The 17101-nt window shown below is 75.4% G+C and carries 13 protein-coding genes and 1 pseudogene; 11 read left to right on the forward strand and 3 right to left on the reverse strand.

What is annotated here, in order from left to right; genetic code table 11:
* Positions 1 to 116 precede the first annotated feature (116 nt).
* Positions 117 to 1403: a DUF1015 domain-containing protein gene (locus tag AB0C73_RS35020; RefSeq protein WP_362537820.1), complete on the reverse strand. Its 1287-nt coding sequence runs from the start codon at positions 1401 to 1403 to the stop codon at positions 117 to 119.
* A gap of 84 nt (positions 1404 to 1487) precedes the next feature.
* Here AB0C73_RS35020 and AB0C73_RS35025 point away from each other — a divergent pair, with 84 nt between their 5' ends.
* From AB0C73_RS35025 to AB0C73_RS35040, 4 genes are all read left to right on the forward strand, one after another.
* Positions 1488 to 2597: an HAD hydrolase-like protein gene (locus AB0C73_RS35025; RefSeq protein ID WP_362537854.1), complete on the forward strand. Its 1110-nt coding sequence runs from the start codon at positions 1488 to 1490 to the stop codon at positions 2595 to 2597.
* A gap of 230 nt (positions 2598 to 2827) precedes the next feature.
* A complete protein-coding gene (locus AB0C73_RS35030; RefSeq protein WP_362537855.1) occupies positions 2828 to 3808 on the forward strand; it encodes an iron chelate uptake ABC transporter family permease subunit in 981 nt (326 codons plus the stop codon).
* A 56-nt stretch (positions 3809 to 3864) separates the two neighbouring features.
* Positions 3865 to 4899 (forward strand): iron chelate uptake ABC transporter family permease subunit, encoded by a 1035-nt coding sequence (locus AB0C73_RS35035; RefSeq protein WP_362537856.1) that lies wholly within the window; start codon positions 3865 to 3867, stop codon positions 4897 to 4899.
* Positions 4900 to 4976: 77 nt separating this feature from the next.
* Entirely contained in the window at positions 4977 to 5876 is a 900-nt protein-coding gene (locus tag AB0C73_RS35040; protein WP_362537858.1) for an ABC transporter ATP-binding protein, read from the forward strand.
* A gap of 64 nt (positions 5877 to 5940) precedes the next feature.
* Here AB0C73_RS35040 and AB0C73_RS35045 read toward each other — a convergent pair whose 3' ends face one another.
* The gene (locus AB0C73_RS35045; protein ID WP_362537822.1) at positions 5941 to 6288 is read right to left on the reverse strand and encodes an SCP2 sterol-binding domain-containing protein; all 348 of its coding nucleotides are present in this window, start codon (positions 6286 to 6288) and stop codon (positions 5941 to 5943) included.
* 389 nt (positions 6289 to 6677) lie between these two features.
* Between AB0C73_RS35045 and AB0C73_RS35050 the strand changes: the two are divergent.
* The 6 genes and pseudogenes from AB0C73_RS35050 to AB0C73_RS35075 form a co-directional block, all read left to right on the forward strand.
* A pseudogene (locus AB0C73_RS35050) lies at positions 6678 to 6908 on the forward strand (hypothetical protein); the annotation flags it as partial.
* Positions 6909 to 6915: 7 nt separating this feature from the next.
* On the forward strand, positions 6916 to 7731 hold the full coding sequence (locus AB0C73_RS35055; protein WP_362537824.1) for a TlyA family RNA methyltransferase: 816 nt from the start codon (positions 6916 to 6918) through the stop codon (positions 7729 to 7731).
* Positions 7728 to 8681, forward strand: a complete 954-nt coding sequence (locus tag AB0C73_RS35060) for an NAD kinase (RefSeq protein WP_362537826.1) — start codon at positions 7728 to 7730, stop codon at positions 8679 to 8681. Before AB0C73_RS35055 ends, AB0C73_RS35060 begins: the two co-directional genes overlap by 4 nt.
* 602 nt (positions 8682 to 9283) lie before the next feature.
* Positions 9284 to 11026, forward strand: coding sequence for a DNA repair protein RecN (recN, locus tag AB0C73_RS35065; protein ID WP_362537828.1), 1743 nt, complete (start codon positions 9284 to 9286; stop codon positions 11024 to 11026).
* Complete coding sequence (locus AB0C73_RS35070) at positions 11026 to 11817, forward strand: hypothetical protein (RefSeq protein ID WP_362537830.1); 792 nt, start codon at positions 11026 to 11028, stop codon at positions 11815 to 11817. Before recN ends, AB0C73_RS35070 begins: the two co-directional genes overlap by 1 nt.
* 85 nt (positions 11818 to 11902) lie before the next feature.
* Positions 11903 to 12991, forward strand: coding sequence for a glycosyltransferase family 4 protein (locus AB0C73_RS35075; protein ID WP_362537832.1), 1089 nt, complete (start codon positions 11903 to 11905; stop codon positions 12989 to 12991).
* A gap of 670 nt (positions 12992 to 13661) precedes the next feature.
* Here AB0C73_RS35075 and AB0C73_RS35080 read toward each other — a convergent pair.
* Entirely contained in the window at positions 13662 to 15284 is a 1623-nt protein-coding gene (locus AB0C73_RS35080; protein ID WP_362537834.1) for a PucR family transcriptional regulator, read from the reverse strand.
* A 323-nt stretch (positions 15285 to 15607) separates the two neighbouring features.
* On the opposite strand from AB0C73_RS35080, the gene AB0C73_RS35085 reads away from it, so the two are divergent.
* Complete coding sequence (locus tag AB0C73_RS35085; RefSeq protein WP_362537836.1) at positions 15608 to 17077, forward strand: APC family permease; 1470 nt, start codon at positions 15608 to 15610, stop codon at positions 17075 to 17077.
* Positions 17078 to 17101 lie beyond the last annotated feature (24 nt).

A 17101-nucleotide genomic window follows, 5' to 3' on the forward strand; every position in this document is an offset into this window, starting at 1 on the left:
GGGGCTCGGCCAGTTCGGCGGCCGTGATGACGGCGTAGTCGCCATCGGAGTAGATCCGGCCCGTGCTGAGGGCGGCCCCGGCCGGGGCGCCGCCCTTCTTCATGTCCGGAACCGGATCAGTCGAGCGCCAGGCTCCGCAGCACCAGGCCCGTCGCCGGCTTCGGGCCGAAGGAGGTCGACTTGCGGGGCATGGTGACGCCCTGGCGGGCCAGGTCGCGGACGACCTCCTCCTTGACCGGGTGCATCAGGACCGCCGTACCGCCGCGGCGTTCGGCCTGGGCGACGGCTGCCTCGGTGTCGTGGATGTAGGCGATGTCCTCGGGGGCGTCCGGGATGCGCCAGACATGGTCGAGGAGCACGGAGTGCAGGACGGTCGCGTCGAGCGTGCGCCAGGCCTCGGGGCGGTCGGTGCGGATGGTCCGGGCGAGCAGCTCCGGGTCCGGGCGGTCGAGGAGATGGAAGGCGCCGTCGCCGGCGAGGACGAAGGCGTTGCCCTCGGTGGTCGCCGCGGCCAGGGCCTCCTGGGCGGCGGACAGCGGGCCGTCGACGCGCGTCACACGGAAGGCGTCGCCGAGGGCGGCGAGCGCGTCGGCGACGGGCAGCCGGTTGAGCAGCCGGTGGATGGCGCGGACCCGGAGCGGGTAGCGCAGGGTGTCGACGAGCAGCACCAGGCCGTGGCTCCACGGGCCGGGCACGGTGTGCTCCTCGCGCAGCCGGAGGTAGGTCGCCCAGCGGTGGTGGCCGTCGGCGATGAGAGCCTGGTGGCGGGCGAGTTCGGTGGCGACGGCGGTGAGGTCGGCCGGATTGGTGACCGCCCACAGGCGGTGCTGGAAGCCGTCCTCGGTGGTGGTCGCGAGCAGCGGTTCGCGCTCGACGACCCGGTCGATGACGGCGCCCGCGCCGTCGCCGTCCCCGCGGTAGGTGAGGAGCAGCGGCTCCAGGTTGGCGGCGGTGGTGCGCATGAGCGCGGCACGGTCCTCGACGACGTGCGGCATGACGTCCTCGTGGGGGAGGACGATGCCCTCGGCCGGGGCGGAGAGTTCGAGGGCGCCGATGAGGCCGCGCTGCAGGATGCCGTCGCCGCGCTGCTCGTACACGTACAGGGCGGGGTCGGGGTCGGGCGCGAGGATGCCGTCGGCGAGCCAGCGGTCGAGGGTGACGGCCGCCTTGCGGTGCTGGGTGCCGGCGGTGAGGGCCTGCGGGAGGATCAGCCGGACGATGTTGTGGGGGTCGGCGGACTCGAGCTCGTGCAGTCCGTCGGGCCGGACGACGACGTCGTACGGCGGTGAGGTCACGGCGGCGAGGCTGCCGACCCGCTCGGGGACGTACCTGAGACCCCGGAAGGGGCTCAGCCGGAGACCGGGGGCGCGGACGTCGTCGGCCGCGTGACCAGAGGTGTTCATCTCGTCATCGTAGGCGTCGGGGACCATGGGTGATGATCGGGGGAGCGGCGGAATTCCGCCCGGTGACGTGAGGAGTGCATGGCGATGACGGGATTCGGCCAGGGGCGGCAGGGCCGGGTGCGGCCGGACGGCAGCGCGCGGGCGTTGAGCGAGGCGTACGACACGGCGCTGCTCGACCTGGACGGTGTCGTGTACTACGCGGGCGGCAGCGCGATCCCGTACGCCGTCGAGGCGCTGGGGGCCGCCCGGGCGGGCGGGATGCATCTGGCGTACGTCACCAACAACGCGCTGCGGCCGCCGGAGGTGGTGGCGGCGCACCTGACCGAGCTCGGGGTGCCGGCGGAGGCGGCGGACGTGATCACCTCGGCGCAGGCGGTGGCGCGCCTGGTCGCCGACGAGATGCCGCCGGGTGCGCGGATCCTGCTGATCGGCGGCGAGGGGCTGCGGGTGGCACTGCGCGAGCGGGGCCTGGTGCCGGTGGAGTCGCTCGACGACGATCCGGTGGCGGTGGTGCAGGGGTACGGCGGTCCCGATCTGCCGTGGGGGCGGCTCGCGGAGGCGAGTTACGCGGTGGGGCGGGGGTTGCCCTGGTACGCGTCGAACACGGACCTGACCATCCCGAGCGTGCGGGGCATCGGGCCCGGCAACGGGGCGGCCGTGGAAGTCGTCCGGATCGCGACGGGTGCCGAGCCGAAGGTCGCGGGCAAGCCGTTGCCGCCGATGCACCGGGAGACGGTGCTGCGGACCGGGGCCGAGCGGCCGCTGGTGGTCGGGGACCGGCTCGACACGGACATCGAGGGCGCGTTCAACGGGGGCGTGGACTCGCTGCTCGTCCTGACCGGGGTGACGGACGTGGCGCGGCTGCTGGCGGCGGTGCCGGAGCACCGGCCGACATATGTGGCGGCGGATCTGCGGGGGTTGCTGGTGCCTCAGCCGGAGGTGACGGACGGCGCGGTCGGGGCGGACGGCGCGGTCGGCGCGGACGGGGCCGCGGGCGGTTTCCGGTGCGGCGGCTGGACGGCCTCGGTGAGCGGGGGCGCGCTGCTCCTGGACGGAGAGGCGGAGGCCGGGGCGGACGGGCTCGATCCTCTGGACGGGGTACGGGCGCTGTGCGCGGCCGCCTGGACGGAGGCGGGTGCCGGGGCGTGCGGGCTGGACGCGGGGAAGGCGCTGGAGCGGCTCGGACTCGGGTGAGGTGGCGGGGCGTGAGGGGGCGCCAGGACGTGGCGCGGGGTTCGGGGTCGGGGGCGTGATCCCCGGGCCGTACGCCGTCCTCATGGCCGTACCCGGGGCCGTGCGCCCCGCCCCGAGGAGCGAGCAGTCTTGGCAGGGTAGGCTAACCTAACCTCGTGTTGGTCGAGAGTCCCTCCCGTGCGAGCGCGGAGTCGACCGGCCCTGCCCAGACACCGGCGCGCCGCACTTCGCTGCGCGCCGTCGGACTGGTCGCGGCCGTCGGGATCCTGCTGCTGATCTGCGTCCTGAGCATCATGATCGGTGCCAGGCCGGTGCCGCTCGGCGACGTGTGGCACGGCCTGTTCCGGAACAGCGGCATCCGCAACGACATCGTCATCCACGACGTGCGCGTCCCCCGCACCCTCCTCGGCCTCCTCGTCGGCCTGGCCCTCGGCCTCTCCGGCGCCGTCATGCAGGGCCTCACCCGCAACCCGCTCGCGGAGCCGGGACTCCTCGGCGTCAACGCGGGCGCCGCCGCCGCGGTCGTCTCCGCGATCGCCTTCCTCGGCGTCACCGACCCCGCCGCGTATGTGTGGTTCGCCTTCGTCGGCGCGGCCGTCGTCTCCGTCCTCGTGTACGTCCTCGGCGGCAGCCGCGGCGCCACCCCCGTCCGGCTCGCGCTCGCCGGGACCGCGGCCACCGCCGCCCTGTACGGCTACGTCAACGCCGTACAGCTGCTCGACTCCGCCGCGCTCGACCGGCTGCGCTTCTGGACCGTCGGCTCGCTCGCCGACGCCAACGCGGACACCGTCCGCCGGGTCGCGCCCTTCATCCTCGTCGGCGCCGTCCTCGCCCTGCTCATCGCCCGCCCGCTCAACGCCATGGAGCTGGGCGACGACACCGCCAGGGCGCTCGGCGCGCACCTCGACCGGACCCGGATCATCGCCATGGTGGCCGTCACGCTGCTGTGCGGGGCCGCGACCGCCGCCTGCGGGCCGATCGTGTTCGTCGGCCTGATGGTCCCGTACATGGTGCGGTCGGTCACCGGCCCCGACATGCGCTGGATCCTGCCGTACGCGGCGGTCCTCGCGCCCGTCCTCCTCCTCGGCTCCGACATCGTCGGGCGGGTCGTCGCGCGCCCCGCCGAACTGCAGGTCGGCATCGTCACGGCACTCGTCGGCGGGCCCGTCTTCATCCGTCTCGTCCGCCGCAAGAGGATGGCCCAACTGTGAGCACGACTTCCCCGCGGACCAGGCCCCCGCGGACCAGGCCCCCGCGGTCCAGGACCCTGCGGACCAGGACGCTGCGGGCCGGTGGCGGTCTCTCCGTACGGTACGAGCCGCGGGCCGCGCTCTCCGCGCTCGGCCTGCTGGTGGTCGCACTCGCCGCGGCGGTCGTCCTCATCGGCAGCGGCGACTTCCCCATCGCGCCCGGCGACGTCGTCCGCACGCTGCTCGGCGACGGCACGCCCGTGCAGGAGTTCGCCGTGATGGACCTGCGGCTGCCGCGCGTCCTCGTCGGCGTGTTCGTCGGCGCCGCGCTCGGCATCGGCGGCGCGGTCTTCCAGTCGATCTCCCGCAACCCGCTCGGCAGCCCCGACGTCATCGGCTTCGGACAGGGCTCCACGGTCGGCGCGCTCGTCGTCATCATCCTCTTCCAGGGCAGTGCCCTGGCCGCCGCCGGCGGCGCGATCGTCGGCGGACTCGTCACGGCCGTCGTGATCTACCTGCTCGCGTGGAGACGCGGGGTGCACGGCTACCGCCTCGTGCTCGTCGGCGTCGGCGCCGCCGCGATGCTCACCGCCGCCGTCCACTACCTGCTCACCAAGGGCCAACTGGTCGACGCGACGCGGGCGGTGGTGTGGATGACGGGGTCGCTCGACGGACGCGACTGGGACCAGTTCTGGCCGCTGTTCGGCGTCAGCTGTGTGCTGCTGCCGCTGGTCCTCGGGCACGGGCGGGCGCTGCGGATGCTCGAGATGGGCGACGACGCGGCGTACGCGCTCGGCGTGAAGGTCGAGCGGACCCGGATCGTGCTCATGGGCGCGGCGGTGCTGCTCGTGGCCGTCGCCACCGCCGCGGCCGGCCCGATCGTCTTCGTCTCGCTGAGCGCGCCGCAGCTGGCGCGCCGGCTGACCCGCTCGCCGGGGCCGAACCTGGCCGCGTCGGCGCTGATGGGTACGGCGGTGCTCCTTGTGGCCGACTGGGCCGCCACCCACGCGTTCGGGGAGCGGCAGCTGCCGGTGGGGGTGGTGACGGGGGTGCTCGGCGGGTGCTACCTGCTGTGGCTGCTCGTCAGCGAGCGGAAGGCGGGCCGGATGTGACCACGACGACGACCACCACGACCACCACGACGGCCATGACGGTCACGACGGCGACGGCCGGAGAAGGAAGCAGGAGCATGGGTATGGGCACGAACGGGTCGCAGTGGTCGCCGTCCTCGCGGTTGAGCGCCGATGCGGTCACGCTCGCCTACGACCAGCGGGTCATCGCCCGGGATCTGTCCGTCGCGATCCCCGACCACTCCTTCACGGTCATCGTCGGCCCCAACGCCTGCGGCAAGTCCACGCTGCTGCGCGCGCTCTCCCGGATGCTCAGGCCCACGCAGGGGCGGGTGCTGCTCGACGGGCAGGCGATCCACTCCCTGCCCGCCAAGAAGGTCGCCCGGACCCTCGGACTGCTCCCGCAGTCCTCCCTCGCGCCCGACGGCATCACCGTGGCCGACCTCGTCGCCCGCGGCCGCTACCCGCACCAGGGCCTGCTGCGCCAGTGGTCGCCCGAGGACGAGCGGATCGTGCAGGAGTCGATGGCCGCGACGGGCGTGGCGGAATTGGCCGAGCGGTACGTCGACGAGCTGTCCGGCGGCCAGCGCCAGCGCGTCTGGATCGCGATGGCGCTCGCCCAGCAGACCCCGCTGCTGCTCCTCGACGAGCCGACCACCTTCCTCGACATCCAGCACCAGATCGACATCCTCGACCTGTGCGCCGAACTCCACGAGACCCAGGGCCGCACGCTCGTCGCCGTCCTCCACGACCTCAACCACGCGGCCCGCTACGCCACCCACCTGATCGCCTGCCGCGACGGCGAGGTGGTCGCGGAGGGCCCGCCGGACGAGGTCGTCACCGCCGAGCTGGTCGAGCGGGTCTTCGGCCTGCGCTGCCAGGTCATCGACGACCCGGAGACCGGGACGCCGCTGGTCGTCCCGGCGGGCCGCCGGGCTCGGGCGGGACGGCGGCGGACGGGGGCGCAGGATCCGGAGCCGGAGCCGGCCGCGGTGCCGGCCGCGGTGCCGGCGTCGTGAGGGGGTGACGGGGGCCGGCCGGACCGGCGCGCCGGACGGCGCGCCCTTTCGGGCCGGGAACGGTCTACAGCAGCGTCCGCAGCTTCAGCAGGTCACGGAAGCCCGCCTCCAGGCCCACCCGGCCCGACGCCCACGCCTTCGCGAAGTTCAGCTCGCCGTCCACCATCGCCACCAGGTCGTCGCCTGTCATCCGCAGCCGGATCTGCGCCTTCCACGGCGGCGGGCCGGTGAGGGTGTCCTCGACCTCGATCCGGCCGGCGGCCAGACGGCCGGTGAACGTCGTGTCCAGGTCCGTGAGGTGGCAGCTGAGCGTGCGGTCGAGCGCCGCCGCGCCGCGCACCTCGCCGTCCGCGCGGGCGAGGTTGTCGGAGAGTCTGTCGAGTGCGGCACGGCACTCCATGATCGTGGCCATCGCGTCGACGGTACCCCAGCGCTTCGCGGTAGCGTCGGGGCATGAGCGACGTGTACCCGAACGCCGCCGGAGCGGCCCCGGCCCCGGGCGCCCCTGCGGTCGCCGCGGGCGCAGAGGCGCCGGCCTCCGCCCCCGAGACCCTCGGCGTGGCCGCCGGCCTGGCTCCGGGTGGCAGGGAGCCCGTCCCTGCCCCGGAGGCCCCCGGCGTGGCTGCCGGCCCGGCTCCGGGCGGCAGGGAGCCCGGCCCCGGGCCCGAGGCCCCCGGCGCGGTCGCGGGCCCGGCCCCCGGCACCTCCGGCTCCGCTCCGGGTGGCAGGGAGCCCGTCCCTGCCCCGGAGGCTCCCGACTCGGCGCCCGCCGCCCCTGCGGGTTCCGTCCCCGGCGTCCCCGCCCCCGATCCGTACGAGGCCGCCGCGCCCGCCCCCCTCGGCGTCGTCCGTACCCCCACCGGCCGCCCCGCCGTCGACGTACTGCTCGACCGGCTCGGCGACGCCGACCACCTCACGGCGGACGGACACCTCGACGTGTACGAGGATGTACACCGTGGGCTGCGCGCCGAGCTGACCTCGCTCGACGCACCGCAGGGCCCCGCACCCCGTCCGTACGACATCAGGAGCTGAACCGAACGTGGCAGGACCGGCACGCCGCCGTCTCGACGCCGAGCTGGTACGGCGGAAGCTCGCACGCTCGCGCGAGCACGCCAGCCAGCTGATCGCCGCGGGCCGGGTGACGGTCGGCAAGACCGTCGCCACCAAGCCCGCCACCCAGGTCGAGACCGCCGCGGCCATCGTCGTCGCGCAGGACGACAGCGACCCCGACTACGTGTCGCGCGGCGGCCACAAGCTGGCCGGCGCGTTCGCCACGTTCGTGCCGCGGGGGCTGGTCGTCGAGGGGCGGCGCGCGCTCGACGCGGGCGCGTCCACCGGCGGCTTCACCGACGTGCTGCTGCGCGCCGGCGCCGCCCATGTCGTCGCCGTCGACGTCGGCTACGGGCAGCTCGCCTGGTCGCTGCAGAGCGACGAGCGGGTCACCGTCAAGGACCGCACCAACGTGCGCGAGATGACGCTCGACTCGATCGACGGCATCCCCGCCGACCTCGTCGTCGGCGACCTGTCCTTCATCCCGCTCGGGCTCGTGCTGCCCGCCCTGGTCGCCTGCACCGCGCCCGATGCCGACCTGGTGCTCATGGTCAAGCCGCAGTTCGAGGTCGGCAAGGAGCGGCTCGGCACCGGCGGAGTGGTGCGGAGCCCCGAACTCCGCGCCGACGCGGTGAAGAACGTGGCCCGGCGGGCGGCGGAGCTCGGGCTCGGTGTCCTGGGCGTCACGGCCAGCCCCCTGCCCGGCCCGTCCGGCAACGTCGAGTACTTTCTGTGGCTGCGGGCCGGGGCGCCCGCTCTTGATCCGGCGGAAGTCGACCGCGCCGTGGCGGAAGGACCTCGTTGAGCACTGGTTCGAGCACGTCTGACGAAAGCAGCGGCAACAGCAACAGCAACAGCAGCAACGGCCGCACCGTTTTCCTGCTCGCGCACACCGGCCGGCCGGCCGCCGTGCGCAGCGCCGAACTCGTCGTCCTCGGGCTGCTGCGCTGCGGCATCGGGGTGCGCGTCCTGGAGGCGGAGGCGGCCGACCTGCCGCTGCCGCCCGCCGTCGAACGGGTCCCGGAGGGCTGCGCCGACGCGCTCGACGGCTGCGAACTCCTCGTCGTCCTCGGCGGCGACGGCACGCTGCTGCGCGGCTCCGAGTTCTCCCGCGCGTCCGGCGTGCCGATGCTCGGCGTCAACCTCGGCCGCGTCGGCTTCCTCGCCGAGGCCGAGCGCGACGACCTCGACAAGGTCGTCGACCGGGTGGTGACGCGGGCGTACGAGGTCGAGGAGCGCATGACGCTCGACGTCACCGTGTACCAGAACGGCGATGTGCTGCACCGCGACTGGGCGCTCAACGAGGCGGCCGTGCAGAAGGTGTCCCCGGAGCGGATGCTGGAGGTCGTCCTCGCGATCGACGGGCGGCCGGTGACGGGCTTCGGCTGCGACGGGGTGATCTGCGCGACGCCGACCGGCTCCACCGCGTACGCCTTCTCCGCCGGCGGCCCGGTCATCTGGCCCGAGGTGGAGGCGCTGCTGATGGTGCCGATCGGGGCGCACGCGCTGTTCGCGAAGCCGCTCGTGACCACCCCCGAGTCGGTCCTCGCGGTCGAGGTCGAGCCGCACACCCCCGACGGCGTGCTGTGGTGCGACGGGCGCCGCACGGTCTCGCTCCCGGCCGGCGCCCGCGTCGAGATCCGCCGCGGCGCCGTCCCGGTCCGCCTGGCCCGCCTCCACCACGCCTCCTTCACCGACCGCCTGGTGGCGAAGTTCGCCCTCCCGGTCTCGGGCTGGCGCGGGGCGCCACACTAACCGCGGGGCGGGGCCGGAAGCCCCGCCGGGCGCGCGGTGCCGGGGCGCATGCGCCCCGGCGGCCGGCCGGGGGCTTCGTCGGCGACGGCCTCGGTTCTCCGGACGCCGCCCCTGGCTCGCGGCGGGCGAGGCTTCCGCAGTCCGTCGTGGGACGGCCCGGCGCCGGGTCCGTGTTGGGCCGGCTACCGCCCGGGCCCGGGGCGAGGTCCTGCCGGGCTTGCGGCGCCTGGCGGCCGGCCGCCAGGGGGCTTCGTCGGCGACGGCCTCGGTTCTTCGGATGCCCGGGTCCGCGTTGGACCGGCTACCGCCCGGGGCCCGGGGCGAGGCCCCGCACGGTTCGCAGAGCCCGGCTGCCGGTCACCGGCGACGGGGCCCGGGCCTGACCAGGCTCTGGACCAGGGGCCGACGGGGCCCAGCCCGGGCACTCCCGTGCCGGCACGGACTCCCCGGCGGCCCGTCGACCGCGACGGTTCCCGGGCCTGCCCCGCGTCCTTCAGCCCCGCCCACCCCGGCGGGTGACACGCCCTCCCGGTGCGTCCTGCCGACCTGCGGGTTCGCACGTGGACGGCAGGGGCCGTCGCACAGGGGTGCCCCGACCTCGTATGGTCTTCCACGTGTTGGAGGAGATGCGGATACGGTCGCTCGGGGTCATCGACGACGCGGTCGTCGAGCTGTCGCCCGGTTTCACGGCGGTGACCGGTGAGACCGGTGCGGGCAAGACCATGGTCGTCACCAGCCTCGGGCTGCTGCTCGGCGGGCGGGCCGATCCGGCCCTGGTGCGGATCGGGGCGGGTTCCGCCGTCGTCGAGGGGCGGATCACGCTGCCCCCGGGCGCGGCGGTCGCCGCGCGGGCCGAGGAGGCGGGCGCCGAGCTCGACGAGGGCGCGCTGCTGGTCAGCCGTACCGTGTCGGCCGAGGGCCGCTCCCGTGCGCACCTCGGCGGGCGTTCGGTGCCCGTCGGGCTGCTCGCCGAACTCGCCGACGAGCTCGTCGCCGTACACGGGCAGACCGACCAGCAGGGCCTGCTGAAGCCGGCCCGGCAGCGCGGTGCGCTCGACCGGTACGCGGGCGAGGCCGTCGCCGGGCCGCTCGCCGCGTACGGCGAGGCGTACCGGCGTCTGCGGGCCGTCGTCGCCGAGCTGGAGGAGATCACCACCCGGGCCCGGGAGCGGGCGCAGGAGGCGGATCTGCTGCGCTTCGGGCTCGGCGAGATCGAGGCCGTGGAGCCGCGCGCCGGCGAGGACACGGAGCTGGCCGCCGAGGCGGAGCGGCTGGGCCACGCCGAGTCGCTGGCCTCCGCCGCCGCGCTCGCGCACGCCGCGCTCGCGGGCCAGCCGGAGGACCCGGAGGCCGTGGACGCGACCACGCTGGTGGCGGGTGCGGGCCGGGCCCTGGAGGCCGTACGGGCGCATGATCCGGCGCTCGCCGCGCTCGCCGACCGGATGGGGGAGATCTCCATCCTCCTGTCGGACGTGGCGGGGGAGCTGGCGGGGTACGCGGACAACCTGGACGCCGACCCGCTGCGGCTCGCGGCCGTGGAGGAGCGCCGTGCCGCCCTGACGCAGCTCACCCGGAAGTACGGCGAGGACATCGCCGCCGTGCTCGCGTGGGCCGAGCAGAGCGCGACCCGGCTCACCGAGCTCGACGGCGACGACGAGCGGATCGACGAGCTGACCGCCGAGCGGGACCGGCTGCGTGACGAGCTCTCGGCGCTCGCGCAGCGGCTCACGGACGCGCGGACGGAGGCGGCGGACCGGTTCGCCGGGGCCGTCACCGCCGAGCTGGCCTCGCTCGCCATGCCGCACGCGCGCGTGTCGTTCGCGATCCGGCAGACGGAGGACCCGGACGGCGTCGAGGTCGGCGGCCGGCGGGTCGCTTACACCCCGTCCGGCGCCGACGAGGTCGAGCTGCTGCTCGCCCCGCACCCGGGCGCGCCGCCGCGGCCGATCGCCAAGGGCGCGTCCGGCGGTGAGCTGTCCCGGGTGATGCTCGCCGTCGAGGTCGTCTTCGCCGGTACGGACCCGGTGCCGACGTATCTCTTCGACGAGGTCGACGCGGGTGTCGGCGGCAAGGCGGCGGTGGAGATCGGCCGCCGGCTCGCCAAGCTCGCGAGGACCGCGCAGGTCGTGGTCGTCACGCATCTGCCGCAGGTCGCGGCCTTCGCCGACCGGCAGCTGCTCGTGGAGAAGACCAACGACGGTTCGGTGACCCGTTCCGGCGTCACGGTCCTGGAGGGCGAGGACCGGGTGCGCGAGCTGTCGCGGATGCTGGCCGGCCAGGAGGACTCGGAGACCGCGCGGGCGCACGCCGAGGAACTGCTCGCGACGGCCCGGGCGGACACCTGATGGGACGGTGGCACGGCGTCGCCGACCGGGCCGTCCGCTTCGGCGTCGCCTTCGGCGCGACGCGGGTGGCGTACGGGCGGCTGCGGCGCCGGCCGCCGGGCGACCCGGCGAGCTGGGAGCGGACCAACCACGCCGGGCGGACCGTCCACACCCAGGCCGGGGCGGCCGCCGCCGGCGGGGCCGTGCTCGGCGCGCTCCCGGCGGTACCGGCCGCGCTCCCGGCGGTACCGGCCGCGCTCGCGACCACGGTCGCGGCGGCCTGCGGGCGCTACGACGACCTGCGCGGCGACGAACGGCGGGGCTTCCGGGCCCATCTGACGGCGCTGCGGGACGGCGAGGTCACCAGCGGGGCCGTGAAACTGTTCGGGATCGGCGCCGCCGGGCTCGTGGCCGGGGCGCTGCTCAAGGAACGCCCGTTGGACAAGGTCCTCGCCGGGGTCGTCGTGGCCGGGACGGCGCATCTCGTCAACCTGGTGGACGTACGGCCGGGGCGCGCCGGACTGCTCGTGCTCGGGCTCGGTGCGCCGGGGCTGCTGCGAGGGGCGCTCGCCGCGGCGCCGATGGGGGCGGCGGCCGCCGTGCTCGCCGACGACCTGGCCGAGCGCACGATGCTCGGCGACATGGGCGCGCACGCGCTCGGGGCCTCCTTGGGCACCGCCGTCGCCGCCGCCAACGGGCGCTTCGGGCTTGCCGTACACGCTGCGGGACTGGTCGCGGCGGCGGTGTACGGGGAGCGGGTGAGTGAGTTCGTGCGCGGGGGCGCGCGCCCCTGCGCTCACCCGTGTGGGTGATCCCGATCGGCGAGTTGCGGGGGCCGACCCGGAACGCGGCGACTTCGGTGCCGGAACGTGCGTACGGACTGGCATCCTTGGGCGCGTGACACAGCTCCGTACGGTCCAAGTGCTGGGCGGCGGCAGCGCGGGCAGCGGCGCGCACGTCAGATCACTTGCCTCGGGGCTCGTGGCGAGGGGCGTGCGGGTGACCGTCTGCGCCACGCCCGAACTCGCCCAGGTGTACGACTTCCAGGGCGCCGGCGCGCGTCTCGTGACGGTCCCGCGATCGGGCGGCCCCGCGGGCGTCGCGGCGCTCCGCAACGCCTTCATCGGCGCCGACATCGTGCACGCGCACGGCCTCGACGCCTCGGTGCGGGCCTCGCTCGCGCTGTCCGGCGCCGCGACCGAGCCGCCCACGCCGCTCGTCACGACCTGGCACACCCGCAGCCATGCCGCGGGGGCGCGCGCCGGGCTCGTACGCCTCCTGGAGCGGCGGACCGCGCGGGCGGCCGCCGTCGTCCTCGGCACCTCCTCCGAACTCGTCGACCGGGCCCGGCGGCGCGGCGCCCGCGACGCGCGGCTCGCCCCGGTAACGGTGCCCGCCGCGCACGCCCCGGTCTGCCTCCACGACGGCAAGGCCCGGGCCGAACTCGGCGCCGTGGACCGCCCGTTGCTGATGGCGGTCGGCGCGCTGGAGCCGGGGCGCGGCTACAGCCTGCTGCTCGACGCGGCCCGGGCGTGGCGGGACCTCGACCCGCAGCCGCTGCTCGTCATCGCGGGCGAGGGGTCGAAGCGGCCGCTGATCCAGCGGCGGATCGAGGCGGAGGAGCTCGGCGTCCGGCTGATCGGGCGCCGCGAGGACGTCGCCGAACTGCTCGCCGCGGCCGACGTCGCCGTCCTCCCCTCGCGCTGGGAGGCCCGCTCGCTGCTGGCCCAGGAGGCCCTGCGGCTCGGCGTGCCGCTGGTCGCCACGGCGGTCGGCGGAGTCCCCGAACTCGTCGGCGACGCCGCGGAACTCGTCCCGTACGGCGACCCGGAGGCCCTCGCGGGCGCGGTCCGCGCCCTGCTGGACGACGCCGACCGCCGTCTGGACCTGGCGGCGGCGGGCCGGGTGCAGGCGGGCACGTGGCCGACGGAGGACGAGACGATCGTGCACGTCCTGAGCGTGTACGACGAACTGTCCGGACGCTGATCCCCCACCCCGCCCCTCCCCGAAACTCTGACGAGACCCGGGGGCTCCGCCCCCCGGCCCGGGAGGGCGGAGGCCCGGTGGGCCCAGGGGTGGAAACCGCCGCGGCCGCCGCGCGGGCCTGCTTCGCGGCCCGGGACTCTGGCGTGACCCGGGGCGTTGGCCCCCGGGGCCCTCGGTGGGCCGGGGCCTGCGCCGAGCCCGGTTGGGCGCGTGCGGCCCCGGTGGGGTGGGGGCTTGGGCGGGCCCGAGGCGGGGCCGGAAGCTGGCGCGGTCGCCGCGCGGGCCGGGATTCTGGCGAGACCGGTGGCGGTGGCCCCCAGGCCCTTGGTGGGCCGGGGCCTGCGCCGAGCCCGGTTGGGCGCGTGGGGCCCGGTGGGGGGCTTGGGCGGACCCGAGGCGGGGCCGGAAACCGGCGCGGTCGCCGCGTGGGCCGGCTTCGCGGCCCGGGATTCTGGCGTGACCCGGGGCGTTGGCCCCCGGCCCGGGCGGGCGGTGGTCCGGTGGGCCCCCCACGGGGCGGAAACCGGTGTGGTCGCCCGCGCGGGCCGGCTTCGCTCCCCCTCGCCTCCGGCGGGCGGTGGCTTCGCGCCGCCAGGTCCGCGCGGAGCCCGCTGGGCGCGAGTCGGGCGGCGGGGACGAAAGCCGGCGTTGCAGCCCCGCCCCCCCCGCCTCAGCCCGTGTGGCGCCGTGCCCTCAGCGCCAGGCTCAGGGCCAGGACCGTCTGGGGGTCGTCGAGGTCGGTGCCGAGGAGTTCGGAGATGCGGGCCAGGCGGTTGTAGAGGGTTTGGCGGTTGAGGTGGAGCTCGCGGGCGGTTTCCGCTTTGCGGCCCGCGTGGGCCAGGTAGGTCTCCAGGGTCGGGAGGAGCGGCGGGCGCGAGGTGCGGTCGTGGTCGCGGAGGGGGCCGATCGCGCGGTCCACGAAGGCCGCCAGGTCGGGGTGGTCGCGGAGGCGCCACAGCAACAGGTCCGTGTCCAGACGCCGGGCGTCGTACCAGGGGAGGTCCGAGAGTCCCTGCGCGGCCGTCGCCGTTTCCGCCGCGTGCCGCAGGCCCGCCGAGGCGGCGGCCCAGCCGCCCGCGACGCCGACCACCACGACCGGCGGGTGCGCGCCGGCGCGCTCCAGGCCGGCGCGTTCCACGCCGGCGCGCAGCGCGGCGGCGACCCGGTCGGCGACGGCGGTGCGTTCCGTCTCGGAGCGCAGGCCGAGCAGCAGCGGCACCCGGCCCTCGACCGGGCGGACGCCCAGCAGCACCGGCACGCCGACCGCCGAGAGTTCCTCCAGGACCGCGCGGGCGAGCAGCGCCCAGTTGCCCGACGGGGAGAGCTCCGAGGCGAGGCGCATCACGACCGGGAGCAGCGGGCCGTCGCCCGGTCTGAAGCCGAGGACCCGGGCCTGCGCGGGCGCGTCCTCCGCCGCGATCCGGCCCTCGGCGAGGTCCGTGAGGAAGTCGCCGCGGCCGCGCGCGGCCAGCTCCTCCTCCTGCCGGGCCTGCATCAGGACGACGGCCAGCAGCCCCGCCGCCCGCTCCGCCGCCATCCGGTGCACCGGGGAGAGAGGGCCCGAGACCGACAGCAGGACGAGGCGGGCTCGCACCGACGCGCTGCCCGGGCCGCCGCCCGGTACATCCACGAGCACCGCTCCCGTCGGCGGCCCCGACTCCCGCGCCGCCCGCTGGCCGCGCAGCCCGTCCCACACCTGGAGCGGGTCGGCCGGCTCGGACTCGGTGCCCGCCGCGTACAGGAGCTGGCCGTCCGCGGTCTCCAGGAACACCGGGTTGAGCGCGAAATCGGCGAGGATGCGGAGCACCTGCGGGACCCCGCCCCCGCCGAGCAGGGCGGCGGTGCACTGCCGGTGCACCTCCTCGGCCTGCTGGAGCAGCGCGTAGTGCCCGTTGACGATCTCGGTGTGGATCTCCTCCGTGACCGCGACGAAGGGGACCTCGCGGTGCAGCTGGACCAGCGGCAGGCCGGCCGCCCGCGCCGTCTCCACGATCGTGGCGGGGAGCCGGGCGAAGCGCGGGCCGAGCTCGACCACGAGGGCGGCGATGCCGCGCTCGGCGAGCCGGCGGACGAAGGCGCGCTGCTCGGCGGGCCGGGTGCCGAGGCCCAGGCCCGTGGTGAGCAGCAGCTCGCCTCCCTTGAGCAGCGAGGCGATGTTCGGCACCTCCCCGGCGTGCACCCAGCGCACGGTGCGCTGCAGCCGGTCGGCGCCCGCGACGACCTCGGGAAGACCGCTGCGCAGGCCCGGAAGTTCGAGTGCCCGCTGCACGGTGATCCCGCCCTGGTTCTCCATGGGGCCGGACGCTACCCGCCTCCGTGTTGCGGCGACATTACCGCGGCGTGACCGGCTCGGACAGTTCGTCCGACGAGGCGACAACTCGTCGTCTTCTGACGGGATTTCAGCGACCGGATGCCGATTGTGTCCTACGTCACTCGGGAGGATGCTCACCCGCCATGACAGAGAACCCCGTCCAAGGAAAACCCGTCCCGGGGAATCCCGTCTCCGGAAGCCCCGTCTCCGGAAGCCCCGTCTCCGGAAGCCCCGTCCCCGGGAATCCCGTCCCGCAGGTCCACCGTCTCAGGGCGAACTCGGTCGGCCTCGTCGGAGTCGTCTTCATGGCGGTCGCCACGGCCGCCCCGATCACCGCGATGACCGGCAACCTCCCCATCGCCGTGGGCTTCGGCAACGGCACCGGAGCCCCCGCCGGCTATCTCTTCGCGACCGTCGTCCTCACCGTCTTCTCGGTCGGCTACGTCGCCATGGCCAAGCGCATCACCGCCGCCGGCGCGTTCTACGGCTACATCTCGCACGGCCTCGGCCGGATCGCCGGCATGGCCTCCGGAATGCTCGCCGTCCTCGCCTACGTCGTCTTCGAGGCGTCCATCGTCGGCGTCTTCGCCTACTTCGCCAAGACGACCGTGGCCGCCCAGCTGGGCGCGGACCTGCCGTGGATCGCCTACGCGGCGGCCATGCTCGCGGTCACCGCCGTCCTGTCGTACTTCGACATCAACCTCACCGCCAAGGCCCTAGGGGTCATGCTGGTGGCCGAGATCGCCGTGCTGTTCGCGGTCGCCACCGCCGTGCTGATCGCCGGCGGCGGCCCCGACGGCATCCCCGTCGAGCCGGTCAACCCCAAGAACGCCTTCACCGGTGCCTCCGCCGGCCTCGGCCTCTTCTTCGCCTTCTGGTCCTGGGTCGGCTTCGAGTCGACCGCGATGTACGGGGAGGAGTCCCGCGACCCCAAGCGGGTCATCCCGCGCGCCACCCTGATCTCCGTCATCGGCGTCGGCCTCTTCTACATCTACGTCTCGTGGATGACGATCGCCGGCAACGGGCTCGCCGGATCGGTGAAGCTGTCCTCCTCCGCCAGCCCCCTCGACCTGTTCTTCGCGCCCACCCAGTCCTTCATCGGCGCCTGGGCCGTCGACGCCTTCCAGTGGCTGCTGCTCACCGGCTCCTTCGCCTGCGGCATGGCCTTCCACCAGTGCGCCGCCCGCTATCTCTACGCGATCGGCCGCGAGGGCTTCCTGCACCCGGCGCTCGGCCGCACCCACGCGAGGCACGGCTCGCCCCACCTCGCCTCCTTCACCCAGAGCGCCATCGCCGTCGTTCTCGTCGGCGCCTTCTGGCTCACCGGCCAGGACCCGTACATCCACCTCTACACCCTGCTCGCGATCCTCGGCACGATGGCGATCCTCATCGTCCAGACCCTCTGCTCCTTCGCCGTCATCGGCTACTTCCGCAAGAACCACCCCGAGGACCGGCACTGGTTCAGGACCTTCACCGCCCCGCTGCTCGGCGGGATCGGCATGACCGCCGTCGTCGTGCTGCTGATCATGAACATGGAGACCGCGGCCGGGCTCGCCGCCGGATCCCTCTTCTTCAAGGCCATCCCCTGGATCGTCGGCGCCGTCTTCTTCGGCGGCCTCGGCCTCGGCCTCTACCTCAAGGCCCGGCGGCCCGAGCGCTACGAGATCATCGGCCGGATCGTCCTGGAGGACGCCGCCGAGCGCGCCGACGACAGCACCGACGACACCACCGACGACACCACCGACCCGGCCCCCGCGCCCGTACCGCAGACCTGACACCCGTCCTCACCTCCAGGAGCG

The sequence above is a fragment of the Streptomyces sp. NPDC048623 genome, assembly GCF_040650755.1.
In the GTDB taxonomy this organism is placed as follows: domain Bacteria; phylum Actinomycetota; class Actinomycetes; order Streptomycetales; family Streptomycetaceae; genus Streptomyces.

What these genes read in the sequence shown, in the direction of transcription:
- AB0C73_RS35020 (WP_362537820.1), bottom strand. Translation starts at nt 1,403, where the DNA reads ATGAACACCTCTGGTCACGCGGCCGACGACGTCCGCGCCCCCGGTCTC.
- AB0C73_RS35025 (WP_362537854.1), top strand. Translation starts at nt 1,488, where the DNA reads ATGACGGGATTCGGCCAGGGGCGGCAGGGCCGGGTGCGGCCGGACGGC.
- AB0C73_RS35040 (WP_362537858.1), top strand. Translation starts at nt 4,977, where the DNA reads ATGGGTATGGGCACGAACGGGTCGCAGTGGTCGCCGTCCTCGCGGTTG.
- AB0C73_RS35045 (WP_362537822.1), bottom strand. Translation starts at nt 6,288, where the DNA reads ATGGCCACGATCATGGAGTGCCGTGCCGCACTCGACAGACTCTCCGAC.
- recN (WP_362537828.1), top strand. Translation starts at nt 9,284, where the DNA reads ATGGTCTTCCACGTGTTGGAGGAGATGCGGATACGGTCGCTCGGGGTC.
- AB0C73_RS35070 (WP_362537830.1), top strand. Translation starts at nt 11,026, where the DNA reads ATGGGACGGTGGCACGGCGTCGCCGACCGGGCCGTCCGCTTCGGCGTC.
- AB0C73_RS35080 (WP_362537834.1), bottom strand. Translation starts at nt 15,284, where the DNA reads ATGGAGAACCAGGGCGGGATCACCGTGCAGCGGGCACTCGAACTTCCG.
- AB0C73_RS35085 (WP_362537836.1), top strand. Translation starts at nt 15,608, where the DNA reads ATGGCGGTCGCCACGGCCGCCCCGATCACCGCGATGACCGGCAACCTC.